Here is a 16,606-nt window from a genome sequence, read left to right as displayed (position 1 = left end):
CTGTACTACTAGAATTGTTACGAGTTATGAATAGAATAGTCACTGAAACTATTAAATAAGAAAAGTGGTGTAGATGAGCTATCACGTATTAGTCGTAGAAGATGATGTGGTAACCCGCAGTAAACTGGTTGGATACTTCCAGAACGAAGGTTACACAGTGAGCGAAGCGGAAAGCGGCGCTCAAATGAGAAGCGTGTTAGAAGAAAACAACGTTGACCTCATTATGCTGGACATCAACTTACCAGGCGAAGATGGATTGATGCTAACTCGCGAATTACGCAGTCAATCAGACATTGGAATTATTTTAGTTACTGGACGCACGGATAGCATCGACAAAATCGTTGGCCTTGAAATGGGCGCGGACGATTACGTTACTAAACCCTTCGAACTCCGCGAGTTATTGGTTCGAGTTAAAAACCTACTTTGGCGTATTTCTGCCGCTCGTAAAACGGCAGCTGGCGCAGTAGAAGAAACATCAGACGAGTCTGTGGTTCGTTTCGGTGAGTGGACATTTGATATTCCTCGTCGTGCGCTAAGCAAAAATGGCGAGCCAGTGAAGCTGACTAAAGCTGAATACGAACTGTTGGTGGCTTTGTCTTCTTACCCTAACCAAGTATTAAGTCGCGAACGTATTCTGAATATGATCAGCCACCGAGTGGATGCACCGAATGACCGTACGATCGACGTACTGATTCGTCGCATGCGTGCAAAAATGGAATTCGACCCTAAGAACCCACAAATCTTTGTGACGGTTCACGGTGAAGGTTACATGTTTGCTGGTGACTAATGTTCTACGTGAACTTTTAGTTGGGAACGACATATGAACGAAAAAGCCGAGACATCATTGATGTCTCGGCTTTTTTATTGCTTAGCGGTTGTCGTTATCGAACTGACAGTCTACGAATTGTTTTACGATTCTACCTACCAATAAGCGGATTTAAACATTAGGCTGAGTTAGGCATAAGCAGAGAGAAACATCAGGTTGAGTTTACTGCGCTGCAGAAACTTCACCATATTCTTCAGTTAAGCTTGAAGGCTCAGGAACAACAATTGGCTCTTCCGATATATCGTTACTGGTGTCTAACCAGTCACGTAGGCTTTGCCAAACCAATCCCATGGTCTCGTGCCAGTAACGCTCTGTCTGTTCCAGATAGATCGCTTTAGGCATGTACTTATTCCAAGGCTCAACAATCCCTTCTTGTGCAAGATAGTTGGTTGGTGCTGGCAAGGGTTTCATGCCGGCAGCATTGAATTCGTTCAGTGCGCGAGTCATATGGCTCGCTGAAGTCACCAACACCATTCTTTTATTCTTAACGAACGCAGCGGCTTGACGGGCTTCTTCCCAAGTGTCTTTTGCTGTTTCAAGCAGAATGATATCAGGCTTCGCAACACCAAGTGCTAGTGCAACTTTAGCCATCATTCTTGCGTTACTTACTTCAGTGCCAGCACCATAGCCAGACAAAATGAGTTTCGCACCAGGGTAAAGACGTAGAATACGAATCCCTTCACTTAAGCGCATCAGGCCGGTGCGGCTCAGTTCTGATGTCGGTGGAATTTGGTCATCTACGACGTGACCACTTCCGAGAACCATCACGTAATCGACGGTTTCATCGACAGGTAAAAAAGCGGTGTGTTGCCTTTCCATTGGCATTAAAAGTTGACTAGAAACTGGTTGGAAAGCGATTAGGAAAATACCACATAGGGCTGAAAGGGTGATTAGGCAACCCGTCTTCCTTTTGGTAGTAAACATCACTAGGGCTAAACCTAGAAAAGCGAGAATTAACATTGCTGGTAGTGGCATCAATAGCGAAGACACTACTTTTTTCAGCTCAAACATATCCGAATAGTCCGAAAAAACATCACTTAGTAGTAAAAAGAGACATCGCCTCTTTATTCCTGAAATTCCTGTGACAGAATAGCAGGCACGATAGGACATAATAACTCAAGTAGCCGTGACTGAAGACCGTAATTTCGACGATATTGCCCACAAATTTGCAAAAAATATTTACGGCTCTGACAAAGGAGAGATCCGTCAGATCATCGTATGGGAAGATTTAGAACAAGCTTTGAGCAAATTTGAGCAATCAGCTTCTCCGCTGCATGTGCTTGATGCTGGAGGCGGGCTTGCACAGATGTCGCAAAAAATTGCCGCGCTTGGGCATACCGTTTCTCTGTGTGATCTCTCTTCTGAAATGCTGAAGATCGCAGAAGAAAGTATCAGCAAAGCGGGTTTGCTAGAGCAATATCGATTTATTCATTCACCGGTACAAAAAGTCGCAGAACATCTCGATGAGAAAGTCGATTTTGTGATGTTTCATGCCGTAATGGAATGGTTAGCCGATCCTAAAGAGGCGCTTGATTTATTGCTTGAACAAGTTAAACCGGGTGGCGTTGCCTCGATAATGTTTTACAACCACCACGGATTAGTTCTGAAAAATGTGATTTGTGGCAACATTCCTCATGTATTGAATGGGATGCCACATCGAAAACGGTTTAAGCTGCAACCACAAAAAGGCTTGAAGCCGGAAGAGGTTTATCAATGGATAGAAGACGCTGGTCTAGAAATCTGTGGTAAATCAGGCATTCGCTCTTTCAGTGACTACATAGGTAATATGGAGTACATGGGCGATTACCAATTTGAAGATGTATTGGAACTGGAAAAACAGCTATGTCGCCAAGAGCCATATCTGTCACTAGGCCGTTATATTCACGTTTGGGCTCAAAAACCTGCGCAATAACAGCGGTGAATGTGGTAAAAGAAGCCACAACATGCGCTATGCAATCGTAAGAAGCCCGCGTCATAAAGAAATAGGCGTCATATCTAACATGTTCGATATGACGAAGAACAGTAACAGGAACCACAATGAGTGAAATGACTCAAACTGCCGAAGAGCAGCCAATTGATGAGTTGGTGGGCTGGGTCAAGCAGCATGATTTTTCATTAAACTTGCCACCAGAGCGCTTAGCATTTTTGATTGCTATCGCAGTACTAAGCAATGAAAGGTTCGATGAAGAGTTGGGCGAAGGTGAACTGCACGATGCATTTACCATCGTCACTCGACTGTTTGAAGATACTGGCGAAGCGTCCGCGTTTCGTGCCAACAATGCCATCAATGAGTTGGTTAAACAGAAGCTGATTAGCCGCTTTACTAGCGAAATCACCGATGGTGCGAGTATTTACCGTTTGTCGCCATTAGCGATTGGTATCTCCGATTATTACTTACGTCACCGTCAGTTCTCTAAATTAAAATTGTCTATTCAGCTTTCTATGGTTGCGGACGAGATGGCTAAAGCCATTGAAGCAGCGCAAAAAGGTGGAACTCCAGGACATTGGAGAAAGAACGTTTACGGCGTGCTCAAGTATTCTGTTGGTGAAATTTTCGATCAGATCGATCTTAACCAACGTGTTATGGATGAGCAGCAGCAAACCGTTAAGCAGCAAATTGCCGACCTTTTAAACAAAGATTGGCGAGAAGCGATCAACAACTGTGAAACCTTGCTATCAGAAACCTCGTCCACGCTAAAAGAGTTGCAAGACACCTTGCAAGCAGCGGGTGATGAACTGCAAACACAGATCCTCGATATTCAAGAAATTGTTTACGGTGACGATGAACTCGAGTTCGTTGGCGAAACCCTGTTCGGCTTGCAGATGAAGCTCGACCGAATCACCAGTTGGGGTCAGCAAGCGATCGATTTGTGGATCGGCTACGACCGCCACGTTCACAAGTTTATCCGTACCGCGATTGATATGGATAAAAACCGTGCCTTTAGCCAACGCTTGCGTCAGTCGGTTACCGACTACTTTGATGCGCCTTGGTTATTGACCTACGCCGATGCTGAAAAGCTTACCGATTTGCGTGATGAAGCCTTAGTACTTCGTGATGACGAAGTAACGGGCCAAGCACCAATCGACGTAGAATACGAAGAATTTGAGCAAGTGAATGATCTGCTTTCAGATCGAATTGCAGAGATGTTAAAAGCTCACAAACAGCAAGGCGCGCCAATTGATCTTGGCCTTGTGTTACGCGATTACCTCGCTGAACACCCTCGCACACACCATTTTGATTTAGCCAGAATTGTTGTCGACCAAGCCGTGCGCTTAGGTTACTCAGAATCTGACTATCAGGCTATTCAGCCAGATTGGCAGGCAATCAACGATTTCGGTGCAAAGGTACAAGCAAATGTCATTAACAAGTACTGATGATTACATGCCAGAGAAACTGGTAAAAGCGATAGCGAACCCATTGTTCCCTGCGCTAGACAGCATGCTGCGTTCAGGTAAGCATATTTCAACAGAAGACTTAGATAACCACGCGTTACTTTCTGATTTTGAAGTTGAGCTTCAGCATTTCTACCAACGCTACAACACCGAGCTTGTGAAAGCGCCAGAAGGCTTTTTTTACCTGCGTCCGCGTTCTACGTCGCTAATCGGTCGTAGTGTTTTGTCTGAGCTAGACATGCTTGTTGGTAAGGTACTGTGTTTCTTGTACCTAAGCCCAGAGCGTCTAGCACACGAAGGTATCTTTACTAACCAAGAGCTGTTTGATGAGTTGATGTCGTTAGCGGATGAGAAAAAACTCATGAAGCTTGCGACAAACCGTGCGTCGGGTTCTGATTTAGACAAAGAAAAGCTGTTTGAAAAAGTGCGTACTTCTCTACGTCGCTTACGTCGTATCGGCATGTTGATTGCGATTGGCGAGACGGGCAAGTTCCGTATCAGCGAAGCAGTATTCCGTTTTGGTGCTGACGTACGTGTTGGCGATGATATGAAAGAAGCTCAACTGCGTCTTATCCGTGATGGTGAAGCTGTGGTGCATACTCAAGAGCCTAACCAAGGCAGCTTGTTGAATGAAGAACAAGCGGAAGCCGTATCAGAAGTAGATGCAGGCGTAGACGAAAACGGTCAACAAGACATTTTTAACGATCAAGCTGACTTTGACCTTGAGTCAAACGACGGCGAACCAACAAAAGTAGAAGGTGAAGCATGATTGAAAGAGGTAAGTATCAATCATTAACCATGGTCAACTGGAACGGCTTCTTCGCGCGTACTTTTGATATTGATGGATTGGTTACAACGCTTTCTGGCGGTAACGGTGCAGGTAAGTCGACCACTATGGCGGCATTCATCACAGCGTTGATTCCTGACCAAAGCCTTCTGCATTTCCGTAATACAACGGAAGCGGGTAGCTCACAGTCATCTCGTGACAAAGGTCTATACGGTAAGCTTCAACCTGGCGCATGTTACGCTGCGCTGGATGTGGTGAACTCTCGTAACCAACGCCTACTGTTTGCAGTAAAACTGCAGCAAGTTGCGGGTCGTGACAAGAAAGTAGACATCAAACCGTTCGTAATCCAAGGCCTTCCAAGCCATGTGAAACCAACGGATGTGTTGATTCAGAACGTTTCCGACAGCCATGCTCGCGTATGTCAGTTGAACGACGTAAAAGCCGCGGTAGCACAGTACGAAGGCGCGCACTTCAAAGCCTTCTCTTCGATTGTTGATTACCACTCGCAAATGTTTGAATACGGTGTGGTACCGAAGAAACTGCGTAACAGCAGCGACCGTTCTAAGTTCTACCGTTTGATCGAAGCATCGCTTTACGGCGGTATTTCTAGTGCGATTACGCGTTCTCTGCGTGATTATCTCCTACCGCAAAACGGTGGTGTGAAGAAAGCATTCCAAGACATGGAATCAGCACTACGCGAAAACCGTATGACGTTAGAAGCGATCAAAACGACTCAGTCGGACCGTGACCTGTTCAAACACTTGATCACTGAATCTACGAACTACGTGGCAGCAGATTACATGCGCCATGCCAACGATCGTCGTAACAAGCTTGATCAAACCATGAAGTTTCGTGGTGAACTGTTTGGTTCGCGTGAAACCTTGCATGATCAAAATAACTTGTTGAACCGTGTTCAAGAAGAATTAGAGCTGTTGGTCGATCAAGAGTCGGCACTAGAGCAAGATTATCAAGCGGCTTCGGATCATCTTCAATTGGTTCAAACTGCACTTCGCCAGCAAGAGAAAATTGCACGCTACAGTGAAGATCTAGAAGAGCTTAATGAGCGTCTAGAAGAGCAGATGATGGTGGTTGAAGAAGCTCAAGAGCGAGTACTTCTTGCTGAAGAGCAGGCAACCATTACCGAAGAAGAAGTGGATAGCCTGAAAACTCAGCTTGCTGATTACCAACAAGCGTTAGACGTTCAGCAAACTCGTGCGCTGCAATACCAGCAAGCCGTTCAAGCATTAGAGAAAACCAAACAGTTACTTGGTGATGAGTCTATTACGGCAGAAAGTGCATTAACTCTTGTTTCTGAGCTAAAAGCACAAGAAGAATCAAGCACTCAAACGCTACTGTCTACTAAGCATAAGCTAGACATGTCTTCTGCAGCTTCTGCACAGTTCGACAAAGCACTGTCTTTAGTTAAAAGCATCGTTGGTGACGTTGAGCGTAAAGAAGCGTCTAGCTGCGCTAAGCAAGCTCTAGAAAAAGGCCGTAACGCAAAACACGTTGTTGAGAACGAACAGCAATGGCGTGCTCAGCACCGCGACATGGCTCGTGATGTGGCTCAGCAGCGTCAAGCAAAAGAGCTTGCGACTGAATACCAAAAACAACACAACATCTCACTGACTGATGAAGCGGTTTTCGATGAAGAACGTGAACGTCACGCTATGCAGATCGAGTCCCTTGAGTTCGCTCAAGAAGAGCTGCGTGAAGCGAAGAGTGAGCAACGTCGTGTACAACAAAACCACGACCAAGAGATTCAAAAACTTGAGTCAATTGCCCCTGCGTGGATCACGGCAAACGATGCACTTGAAGCTTTAAGAGATCAAACAGACGCTGAGCTAGAAGATAGCCAAGCGGTAATGACTCAAATGCAGCAAGTACTTGAAGACGAGAAATCTCAAGCGGTAGCAAAAGATCAGTTGGCAACGCGCCGAGCTGAACTTGAGCAAGAGATTGAGCGTTTAGCTTCGCCAGGTGGTTCTAACGATCCTCGCCTGAAAGGCCTGGCGGATACGCTTGGTGGCGTACTGCTTTCCGAGATCTACGATGACATCACGATTGGTGATGCGCCGTACTTTAGTGCGATGTACGGCCCAGCTCGTCACGCGATTGTGGTTTCGGATCTTGATGGTATTAAAGAGAAGCTGGTGGATCTTGATGATTGTCCAGAAGACCTTTACATCCTAGAAGGCGATGTAGACGCGTTTGATGACAGCTCGTTTAATGCCGATGAGCTTGAAGGCGCGGTATGTGTTCAGCTGAACGATCGCCAAATGCGTTACTCTCGTTTTCCTGAGATCCCACTGTTTGGCCGTGCGGCTCGTGAACAGCGCCTAGAGAAATTGCGCGAAGAGCGTGATGTTGTGGTTGAGAACCACGCGAAAGCAGCGTTTGACTCTCAAAAACTGAATCGCTTATACCAAGCATTCAACAGCTTTGTTGCGAAGCACCTACACGTTGCGTTTAACGCAGACCCAGAACAAGCACTTACTGCGATTCGTGATAAGCGCAATCAAATTGTTCGTTCTCTGGCTGAGCTTAACTCTAAAGAGCAGCAACAACGTAGCCAGCTTCTACAAAGCAAGCAGGCACTTGGTGCATTAGATAAATTAGCACCAATGGTTCGTATTTTAGAAGACGAAACATTGGCTGAGCGCTTAGCTGAATTAGAAGCGCAACTAGAGCGTTTAAGTGAAGCTAAGTCTTATTTGAATACTCACGGTAAAGCGCTTACTTCTCTAGAGCAAATCGTATCTGCACTAGACGCTGACCCAGAGCAGTTCGAAGCTTTGGAAGCCGAATATCGTCAAGCTGATAACGCGCTACAAACTCTAAAAGGTAAAGTGTTCGCGCTGTCTGATTTGATTGAGCGTCGTCACTACTTTGCTTACGCGGACTCTGTTGATTTGCTTAACAAGAGCAGCGAACTGAGCGAACAACTGAAAGCAAAACTGGTTCAAGCGGAACAAGCAAGAACCAAAGGTCGTGATGGCTTGAAGCAAGCTCGTGAACAGATGAACCAGTACAACCAAGTATTGGCAGCACTGAAGAGCTCGCATCAAGCGAAACAAGAGACTGTTCAAGAGTTCAAGCAAGAGCTTCAAGAGTTCGGTGTAAACGCTGATGAAGGCGCAGAAGAGCGTGCTGTACGTCGCCGTGACGAGCTTCAAGAGCGTCTACACACATCTCGCAGCCGTAAGAGTGAATACGAGCGTACGATTACGTCAACAGAACTTGAGATGAAAGCACTGGCTAAGCGTCTTAAGAAAGTACAGAAAGAGTACACAGAGCTTCGTACCTTCGTGGTTGCAGCGAAAGCAGGCTGGTGTTCAGTACTTCGTTTAGCTCGTGAAAATGATGTTGAACGTCGTCTGCACAAGCGTGAACTGGCTTACCTAACGGCGGGTGAACTTCGCTCAATGTCGGATAAATCATTGGGTGCGCTACGTCTGGCTGTAGCTGACAATGACGACTTACGTGATTCGCTGCGTCTATCGGAAGACAACGCACATCCAGAGCGTAAAGTTCTGTTCTATATTGCAGTTTATCAACATCTTCGCGAGCGTATTCGCCAAGACATCATTCATACGGATGATCCGGTTGAAGCAATCGAAGAGATGGAAGTTGAGCTCGCTCGATTAACAGAAGAACTGACGCAGCGTGAAAATCGCTTAGCGATCAGCTCTGAGTCGGTAGCAAGCATCATTAAGAAGACGATTCAGCGTGAGCAGAACCGTATTCGAATGCTAAACCAAGGTCTGTCTAACATCTACTTTGGTCAGGTTAAGGGCGTGCGTCTAAACGTTAAGATCCGTGAAAGCCACGAAATCTTGCTGTCAGGGCTAGCGACTCAGCAAGAGCAGCACAAAGACTTGTTTGAATCAACGCGCTTCACCTTCTCAGAAGCAATGGCGAAATTGTTCCAACGTGTGAACCCACATATCGATATGGGTCAACGTTCTCCGCAAGTTCTGGGTGAAGAGTTGCTGGATTACCGTAACTACTTAGAACTCAGTGTTGAAGTTAACCGTGGTTCAGATGGCTGGCTACAAGCGGAATCAGGAGCACTTTCTACGGGTGAGGCGATCGGTACCGGTCAATCTATCCTACTGATGGTGGTTCAGAGCTGGGAAGAAGAGTCACGTCGACTTCGTAGTAAAGACATCGTTCCATGTCGCTTGTTGTTCCTCGATGAAGCAGCACGTCTGGATGCGAAATCTATCTCTACGTTGTTTGAACTGTGTGACCGTCTAGGTATGCAGCTTCTGATTGCAGCCCCTGAGAACATCAGCCCAGAGAAAGGTACAACCTACAAACTGGTACGTAAGGTCTTCAAAGATCACGAACATGTACACGTTGTTGGTTTGCGAGGTTTTGCTCAAAACAAACCTGCATCTCCAGTGCAAGAGCTTATCGAAGAAACTGAGCAATAAGCTCGATAGCGATTCAACGATACTAATTCATAGCCCCTAATCATTAGGGGCTTTTTAGTACCTAAGTCTAGCGTTCTGCAATTGTTCTAACTCCCTTTGTGCAATCCACTTAATATACTTCGTGTCTAGCCCTCTTTGACTTACTGATAAGACCACTCATACATTAGGGTTAATCTCAATAGAACTTGTTTGAAGTCACACGCACAAAACCACAATTAATGTATGGTAATGATATGACAGTAGTGTCTGCACACTGCTGAACGACTTATTAGTATTTTTGAGCGTGACTATTACGCAAACTGGAAGGTAGGACTCAATATGATTCAAATCGTTATTGATGGGAAATTTCGAATCGTCGAACAAGGACAAACCGTACTTGAAGCGGCAAAAACATGTGGTTTAGAGATCCCATCTCTATGTGGTTTGAACAAAACAACTGATAAGATTCCATGCGATTTATGTGTCGTCGAGATTGATGGCGTGGGTATGAAGCGTTCGTGCGAGCTTGAAGTGTCCAATGGGTTGAATATTACGACTCAGTCAAAGCAGTTGACCAACCATCGACAAGAAGCGTTGAACCGCATCATGACAGACCACTATGCAGATTGTGAGGCACCATGCCAAACTGCGTGCCCTGCAGGAGTCGATATTCAATCTTACCTGCATCATATTGCTCAAAATGACCATACCAAAGCCATCGAAGTGATTAAGAAAACACTGCCGATGCCGCTATCGATTGGCCGTGTTTGTCCTGCTTTTTGTGAAACAGAGTGTCGAAGAAACTTAGTCGATGATTCGATTGCGATTCGCCAACTCAAGCGACACGCAGCCGATGCCGATTTGGCTGCTCAAGAGAGCTACATACCAGCGAAGAAACCCAATAAAGGTAAAAGCATTGCGATTGTCGGCAGTGGCCCTGGTGGCTTAACAGCAGGCTATTACCTATCTAATGAAGGTTATGATGTCAGTGTTTATGAGTCGATGCCCCAAGCTGGTGGCTGGCTGCGTTACGGTATCCCAGAGTATCGCTTACCTAAGTCGATTCTAGATAAAGAAATCGAACTGATGTGTCGTAATGGGATGTCGGTAGAGTGCGACAAGAAGCTTGGTGTTGATTTCACCTTGTCAGATCTCAGTTGTGACTTTGATGCGGTCTGCTTAGCAGTGGGTGCGTCACAAGCTGTTGAGATGAATTATCCCGGTAGTGACCTTGGTGGCTGCTATCTAGGTGTTGATTATCTGAAAGACTATGTGACTGACAAACACTTCACTACGGGCAAAAAAGTCGCTGTGATTGGCGGTGGCAATACCGCGATTGACTGCGCTCGAACCGCAGTGCGTGATGGCGCTGATACTACGTTGATTTATCGCCGCACTCGAGATGAGATGCCTGCAGAAGATTACGAAATCGAAGAGGCGGAACACGAAGGTGTGAAGTTCCACTTTTTGACCAATCCAGCTGAGAATATTGCTGAGGAAAATGGCCATGTATCTGAGATTCGATTAGAACGTATGGCGCTTGGTCCTGCAGATGCTTCTGGTCGTCGTAGTCCTAAACCAACGGGTGAGTTCTTTGTCGAAGCGTTCGATACGGTTATCGCTGCGGTCTCGCAAAAGCCAGACCTAAGCTTCATGGATAACGAAGAGATTGATATCCCACTAACTCGTTGGAACACAGCGGACGCTGATCCGCAAACCATGCACACAGGTACCGGCAATATATTTAGTATCGGTGACTTCCGACGAGGACCGGCAACAGCTGTAGAAGCGGTAGGAGACGGACGTATTGCTGCGCAAGCTATTGATCGCTTCTTCAATGGTGATATGGAAAATATTCCAGCTAAACCGTTTAACTCAAGAAAGCATAAGCAGCTAAAAGCCATTGATCCCGAGCAGTACAAGTCGATACAGCGCATGGCGCGTAAAATCATGCCAGAGCTAACACCAGAGCAACGAGAGCAAAGCTTTGAAGAAGTAGAAACGGGCTTTGATAATGCTGATGCAATCGCTGAAGCAGCAAGATGTTTAGAGTGTGGTTGCCAAGCCAATACCGACTGCGACCTTCGTGATTACTCGACAGAGTACAAGGCAACTCAAACGCACCCTGAGTACAATATCAATGTAGCTTCTAATGAGGCCTGGCAAGCTATTCGCGCAGAGGAATCCAAAGTTGGTTCGACAAGGCAGAAGTTTGCTGTTGATGATAGCTCTGAATTCATCATCTTTGACGCCAACCGCTGCATCAGTTGTGGGCAGTGTATTCAAGCATGTCGTGAACAGAATGTTCATGGCGTTCTAAGCTTCATGAATCAGTCTGACGGCAAGCCTGCTTCGAGGCCTGAATGTCGTCCTAACTTTGGGGCAGACAAGACCGTAATGGGTGACTCTAACTGTGTTCAATGTGGCTCGTGTATTCAAGCGTGTCCAACAGGTGCGATGGTCGATGCGAGAGATAGAAAACAAGGCGACACAGATATTCTCAAGAAGATCGATACTATCTGCACCTACTGTGGTGTGGGCTGTAAACTGACCATGCATGTAGACGAAGCGAAGAACAAAATCCGTTATATCGAGGGCGGTGATTCTCCGGTCAACGAGGGCATGCTGTGTGTTAAGGGACGTTTCGGTTTCGACTTCGTCGGCAGTGATGCCCGCCTTACAACACCGTTAATTCGTAAAGATGGCTGGTTACAACCAGCGAGTTGGGAAGAAGCCATTACGCTGATTGCCGATAAGTTCACGGCTATTAAACAAGGTTTTGGTAGCAATGCTCTAGCGGGTTTCTCATCGGCTAAAACCACCAACGAAGATAACTATGCCTTCCAAAAATTCATACGTCGCGAACTAGGCACCAATAACGTCGACCATTGTGCTCGCCTTTGTCATGCCTCGACGGTGACTGGACTTGAAGCATCGTTAGGCAGTGGAGCGATGACCAATGATATTCCAAGTATCAAGCACTCTGATGTGATCTTTATTATTGGTTCGGATACCACGTCAGCGCACCCAATTATTGGTTCGCACATTAAGCAGGCTGTGAGACATGGTGGAGCGCGATTGATCGTTGCCGATCCAAAACGAATAGATATTGCTGACCATGCTGAGCTTTACTTAGCGCACCGACCGGGTACCGATGTAATGCTGATAAATGGTGTGATGCAGCAGATCATCAAACATGGTTGGTATGACCAAGAGTATATCGAAGATCGTGTGGACGGCTTTGATACCTTGCTTCAAGAGGTGATGTCACCAAGCTATTCGCTAGAAAAAGTGGAATTGGTGACTGGCGTTAAAGCGGAAGACATCTTCGCAATGGCACGATTGATTGGTACTGCAGAACGAACAGCGGTGTATTACTCGATGGGTATTACCCAGCACACTACTGGGCATGACAACGTACGTTCAATCGCCAACCTGCAACTCTTGTGTGGCAACATCGGTATTGAAGGTGGTGGTATCAACCCGCTGCGTGGCCAATCGAATGTGCAGGGTGCATGCGATATGGGCGCGTTGCCAAATAATCTTCCGGGTTATCAGAAAGTGTATAACCCAATGGTTCGTCAAAAGTTTGCGATGGAGTGGGGCGTTACTGATCTACCCGCTGAAACGGGGTTAACGCTGACCGAGATTATTGATGGCGCGTGTCATCGAGATGTTCGTGGTCTGTACGTAATGGGCGAGAATCCAGTGCTGAGTGACCCGAACCAAGCGCATGTGATTGAAGGTCTTGAAGCGTTAGATTTCTTAGTAGTTCAAGATATTTTCTTAACCGAAACTGCTCAATATGCCGATGTGGTTCTTCCGTCTTGCTCGTTTGCTGAAAAGTCTGGTCACTTTACCAATACCGAGCGTCGTGTTCAGCGCATTAACCCGGCGGTATTGCCTCCAGGTGAAGCGAAAGAAGATTGGGTGATTATCCAAATGCTAGCCAACGCAATGGGCGGTGGTTGGGACTATAACACCGTTGCCGATATCACCAATGAGATAGCACGTGTAACACCACAGTATGGTGGTTTACGTTGGGAGAACATTACGGTCAATGGCGTGCAATGGCCGAGTAATAAGAATAACCCTGATGGCACTCGTATCATGCACCAGACCCAATTTACCCGTGGGCGTGGTCAAATGGAGGCGATTCCGTTTAGATACGCTGCTGAGCTACCGGATGAAGAGTATCCGTTAGTTCTAACGACAGGGCGTATCTTAGAGCAATTCCATACAGGCACTATGACGCGTAAAACCAAAGGCCTGGATAACTTAGCGGGGCCACGTGCAATGGTCAGTGTTCACGATGCTGAAGCGTTAGGAATCTCGAATGGTCAGATGCTCAAGGTGTCGACACGTCGTGGTGAAATAAAAATCGCGGCGTTTGTGACTAAGCGAATGCAAAAGGGTGTGGTGTTCATTCCATTCCATTTTGTTGAATCGCCGGTTAACCGTTTGACGACCACAGCGACCGATCCACACGCTAAGATCCCTGAGTTTAAGGTGGCGGCGGTGCGGATTGATCCAATTCGAGAGCCTGTAATTGAATCTACAGAGACTTAACCTAATCCGCTAATTTAACCGCAGATACTAAAAAGCCGCGTAACTCTCAGAGTTATGCGGCCTTTTTTATAAGCTCTATTAGGTATCAAGTGACCTAGTCAGCAAATCGCTTAGTTTGGAACAATCTCGTTACCGTGAACACCGAATTGCTTGGCAGCGTATGCAACGCGCTCTGCTGGTTTCGGGTATTCAGCCGGTGTACCAAGGTTCTCAATATGGTGTAATCGAGGCAATAAACCTGCGCCGTTCGCGATTTGGATAGCCAAACCTGGACGTGCGTTAAGCTCAAGTACCATTGGGCCTTCTTCTTGGTCTAGAACCATGTCAGTACCCATGTAACCAAGACCTGTCATTTCCCAAGCGCTTGAAGCTAGTGTTAGCAGTTTTTCCCAGTGTGGTACCTGAAGTAGCGCCAACTCTTTACCCGTATCTGGGTGGTGAGTTACTGGGTGGTCAAATTGAACCGCACGAACGGCTTTACCCGTCGCAATACAAATACCTACACCTACAGCGCCTTGGTGTAAGTTAGCCTTACCGTCGGAAGCCGAAGTAGATAAACGCATCATCGCCATCACAGGGTAGCCCTTGAATACGATGATTCGTACATCTGGCACACCTTCGTAACTGAAGCCATCAAAACACTCATCAAACTTGATGAGGTTTTCAACTACCGCAACATCGTTCTTACCACCAAGTGAGAAAAGACCGGCAAGAGCGTTACTGATGTGACGCTCTACGTCTTCTTCATTGATAGTAGAACCCGATGGCTTAGTGTAAACGCCGTCCTTGTGAGAAGTCACAACAAGGATTCCTTTACCGCCGCTGCCTTGAGCTGGCTTGATTACGAAACCCGGCCACTCTTTTACCATCTTGTGGATTGTTTTTACTTCAGCTTGATGACCAATAACGCCAATCAGTTTTGGCACAGTAGCGCCAGCCTGTTCAGCAATGATTTTAGTCTTAAGCTTGTCATCAACGAGTGGATACTTGGAACGATCATTGTAGCGACCAATATAACTATGGTTACGCTTGTTCATTCCCATTATGCCTTTGTCTTTCAACCTAAACGGTGAAGTAAACTGATCAAACATAACTTAGTCCTCCGCTAGCGGTTTAAAGCGACGAAGCTCGGTTAGACGGTATCCTGTGTAGTTACCTAGTAGCAAGATGGTCGCTAGAATAACAAGTTGTAAACCAATAAAGTTAAACGTTAAGTGCTGAATGAACGGGTTAGTCATGCCTAAGTAAACAAGAACCGCAGTAAATAGAGAACCACCACCTTGCAGCATTACTTCTTTCGCGCCTTCTTCTTCCCATAGGATAGACATACGTTCGATAGTCCAAGATAGGATAATCATTGGGAAGAACGTAATGGATAGACCTTCAGTCAGACCCACTTTAAACGCGACCACAGTGAATACAGAAATAATCATGATTACCGTGATGATTACGGCGGATATCCTGGCGACCAGTAGCAAGTTGAGTTTGGACAAGTAACTTCGAATAATCAGACCCGTACCTACGATAAGTAGGAAGCCGACAATACCCGTTACCAATTGTGTTTGCACAAAGGCTACCGCAATCAGTACTGGCATGAAGGTACCAGACGTTTTCAGACCGATGATGACACGGAGGAACACAACAATCAGAGCACCGATAGGAATCAGCATGATGGTTTTAAACATCGCTTGTTCTTCTAGCGGTAGGCTGTGAATCGATAGGTTCAATAGCTGGTCTGCAGATACCTTACTGTTGGTTGCTTCCGTTGGTGAAACCTCTTGAGCAATCATAGAGAAGTGAACTTTACTGTTCTGACCGCCAACAACATCCAGTAGAGAAACGTTTGATTCGTCCCAGATGAGTAGGTTTGGTTGAACTTGTTGTTCGCTTGATTCAGGAGAGAACAGAATCCACTGGTCGTTATCCCAGATCTGAATCATGTTTTGAATCGACTGACGGCGACGGCCGTCTTCTAGCTCGATAACACCAACGACTTTGTTGTGTATTTTCGCTGCTGAAAGTAGCTTGTGTGTCGCTTCCACTTTGGTCATGTTATTCAGAATAAGCGCTGAGTTTTGGCTGTCTGGATCGTTAAGTGTTTTGATGAGCTCACGGGTAAAAGTGAGGTTGTCTGCAGAACGCTTTGTCGCTCTATCAATCAATGCAAAAGAAGCGGCTTCTTCAGGGCCGTCGAAGCTTGGCTGTGCGACTTCGCCTTCTGGCGGTATAGCATCAACTTTTGCTTGGTTGTCGACTAGGAATTGTGTTTTGTAGTAGATAGTTTGAGGGCCATCTGCGTATCGAATAGACCACTCTGCGCGGCGACCTGATTCGGTATTCAAGTAAGAGATACCATAACCTGGCGATGAAGCCGATTCGCCGATAAGTGTGTAGTTAGACTGAGTATGAGGAGCCGCTAAGGAAACTTTTGCTTCTTTGCCTACTGCGTTGAACTCGATGCGAGCTTCAACGTCCCAAACCTGTCTGGTTTCCCCTGGAGTCCAAGGTACACCGTAGGTCGTATGTCTGAACATACTCAGTGTTATACCTGCCACGATAAGCAGGAATATAGAGATATAAAATGGAATTCTTGACGTCATAGCTTACCCTACT

General features: G+C 46.2%; 9 protein-coding genes. 6 read left to right on the top strand and 3 right to left on the bottom strand.

Going from position 1 to position 16,606, the window contains the following annotated elements:
* The first annotated feature begins 73 nt into the window (after positions 1-73).
* Positions 74-787 (top strand): two-component system response regulator TorR, encoded by a 714-nt coding sequence (gene torR, locus OC193_RS10330; RefSeq protein WP_048659668.1) that lies wholly within the window; start codon positions 74-76, stop codon positions 785-787.
* A gap of 201 nt (positions 788-988) precedes the next feature.
* On the opposite strand, the gene elyC is transcribed toward torR, so the two are convergent.
* A complete protein-coding gene (gene elyC, locus OC193_RS10325) occupies positions 989-1,837 on the bottom strand; it encodes an envelope biogenesis factor ElyC (RefSeq protein WP_048664680.1) in 849 nt (282 codons plus the stop codon).
* A 115-nt stretch (positions 1,838-1,952) separates the two neighbouring features.
* Here elyC and cmoM point away from each other — a divergent pair, with 115 nt between their 5' ends.
* The 5 genes from cmoM to fdhF all read left to right on the top strand — a co-directional run bounded on the left by cmoM (position 1,953) and on the right by fdhF (position 13,993).
* Positions 1,953-2,738, top strand: coding sequence for a tRNA uridine 5-oxyacetic acid(34) methyltransferase CmoM (cmoM, locus tag OC193_RS10320; RefSeq protein ID WP_048664681.1), 786 nt, complete (start codon positions 1,953-1,955; stop codon positions 2,736-2,738).
* 125 nt (positions 2,739-2,863) lie between these two features.
* Positions 2,864-4,201, top strand: coding sequence for a chromosome partition protein MukF (gene mukF / locus OC193_RS10315; RefSeq protein ID WP_048659665.1), 1,338 nt, complete (start codon positions 2,864-2,866; stop codon positions 4,199-4,201).
* On the top strand, positions 4,182-4,988 hold the full coding sequence (gene mukE, locus OC193_RS10310) for a chromosome partition protein MukE (protein ID WP_048664682.1): 807 nt from the start codon (positions 4,182-4,184) through the stop codon (positions 4,986-4,988). The genes mukF and mukE overlap by 20 nt, the downstream gene beginning before the upstream one ends.
* Positions 4,985-9,445, top strand: coding sequence for a chromosome partition protein MukB (gene mukB / locus OC193_RS10305; RefSeq protein ID WP_048664683.1), 4,461 nt, complete (start codon positions 4,985-4,987; stop codon positions 9,443-9,445). Before mukE ends, mukB begins: the two co-directional genes overlap by 4 nt.
* A gap of 318 nt (positions 9,446-9,763) precedes the next feature.
* Entirely contained in the window at positions 9,764-13,993 is a 4,230-nt protein-coding gene (gene fdhF, locus OC193_RS10300) for a formate dehydrogenase subunit alpha (protein ID WP_048664684.1), read from the top strand.
* A gap of 110 nt (positions 13,994-14,103) precedes the next feature.
* Here fdhF and OC193_RS10295 read toward each other — a convergent pair whose 3' ends face one another.
* Entirely contained in the window at positions 14,104-15,084 is a 981-nt protein-coding gene (locus OC193_RS10295) for an alpha-L-glutamate ligase-like protein (protein ID WP_026084277.1), read from the bottom strand.
* A gap of 3 nt (positions 15,085-15,087) precedes the next feature.
* Positions 15,088-16,593 carry an inactive transglutaminase family protein gene (locus OC193_RS10290; RefSeq protein ID WP_048659662.1) on the bottom strand — a complete coding sequence of 502 codons (1,506 nt, stop codon included), beginning with the start codon at positions 16,591-16,593 and terminating at the stop codon, positions 15,088-15,090.
* Positions 16,594-16,606: the final 13 nt, after the last annotated feature.

Source organism: Vibrio crassostreae (genome assembly GCF_024347415.1).
Classification (GTDB): domain Bacteria; phylum Pseudomonadota; class Gammaproteobacteria; order Enterobacterales; family Vibrionaceae; genus Vibrio; species Vibrio crassostreae.
The sequence above is the reverse complement of the archived record's forward strand: the minus strand, read 5'-3'. Positions and strand labels throughout refer to the sequence as shown.

Excerpts from the sequence above, each read along its gene's own strand:
- elyC (WP_048664680.1), bottom strand. The coding sequence starts at position 1,837 with ATGTTTGAGCTGAAAAAAGTAGTGTCTTCGCTATTGATGCCACTACCA.
- mukE (WP_048664682.1), top strand. The coding sequence starts at position 4,182 with ATGTCATTAACAAGTACTGATGATTACATGCCAGAGAAACTGGTAAAA.
- OC193_RS10290 (WP_048659662.1), bottom strand. The coding sequence starts at position 16,593 with ATGACGTCAAGAATTCCATTTTATATCTCTATATTCCTGCTTATCGTG.
- mukF (WP_048659665.1), top strand. The coding sequence starts at position 2,864 with ATGAGTGAAATGACTCAAACTGCCGAAGAGCAGCCAATTGATGAGTTG.
- mukB (WP_048664683.1), top strand. The coding sequence starts at position 4,985 with ATGATTGAAAGAGGTAAGTATCAATCATTAACCATGGTCAACTGGAAC.
- torR (WP_048659668.1), top strand. The coding sequence starts at position 74 with ATGAGCTATCACGTATTAGTCGTAGAAGATGATGTGGTAACCCGCAGT.
- fdhF (WP_048664684.1), top strand. The coding sequence starts at position 9,764 with ATGATTCAAATCGTTATTGATGGGAAATTTCGAATCGTCGAACAAGGA.
- OC193_RS10295 (WP_026084277.1), bottom strand. The coding sequence starts at position 15,084 with ATGTTTGATCAGTTTACTTCACCGTTTAGGTTGAAAGACAAAGGCATA.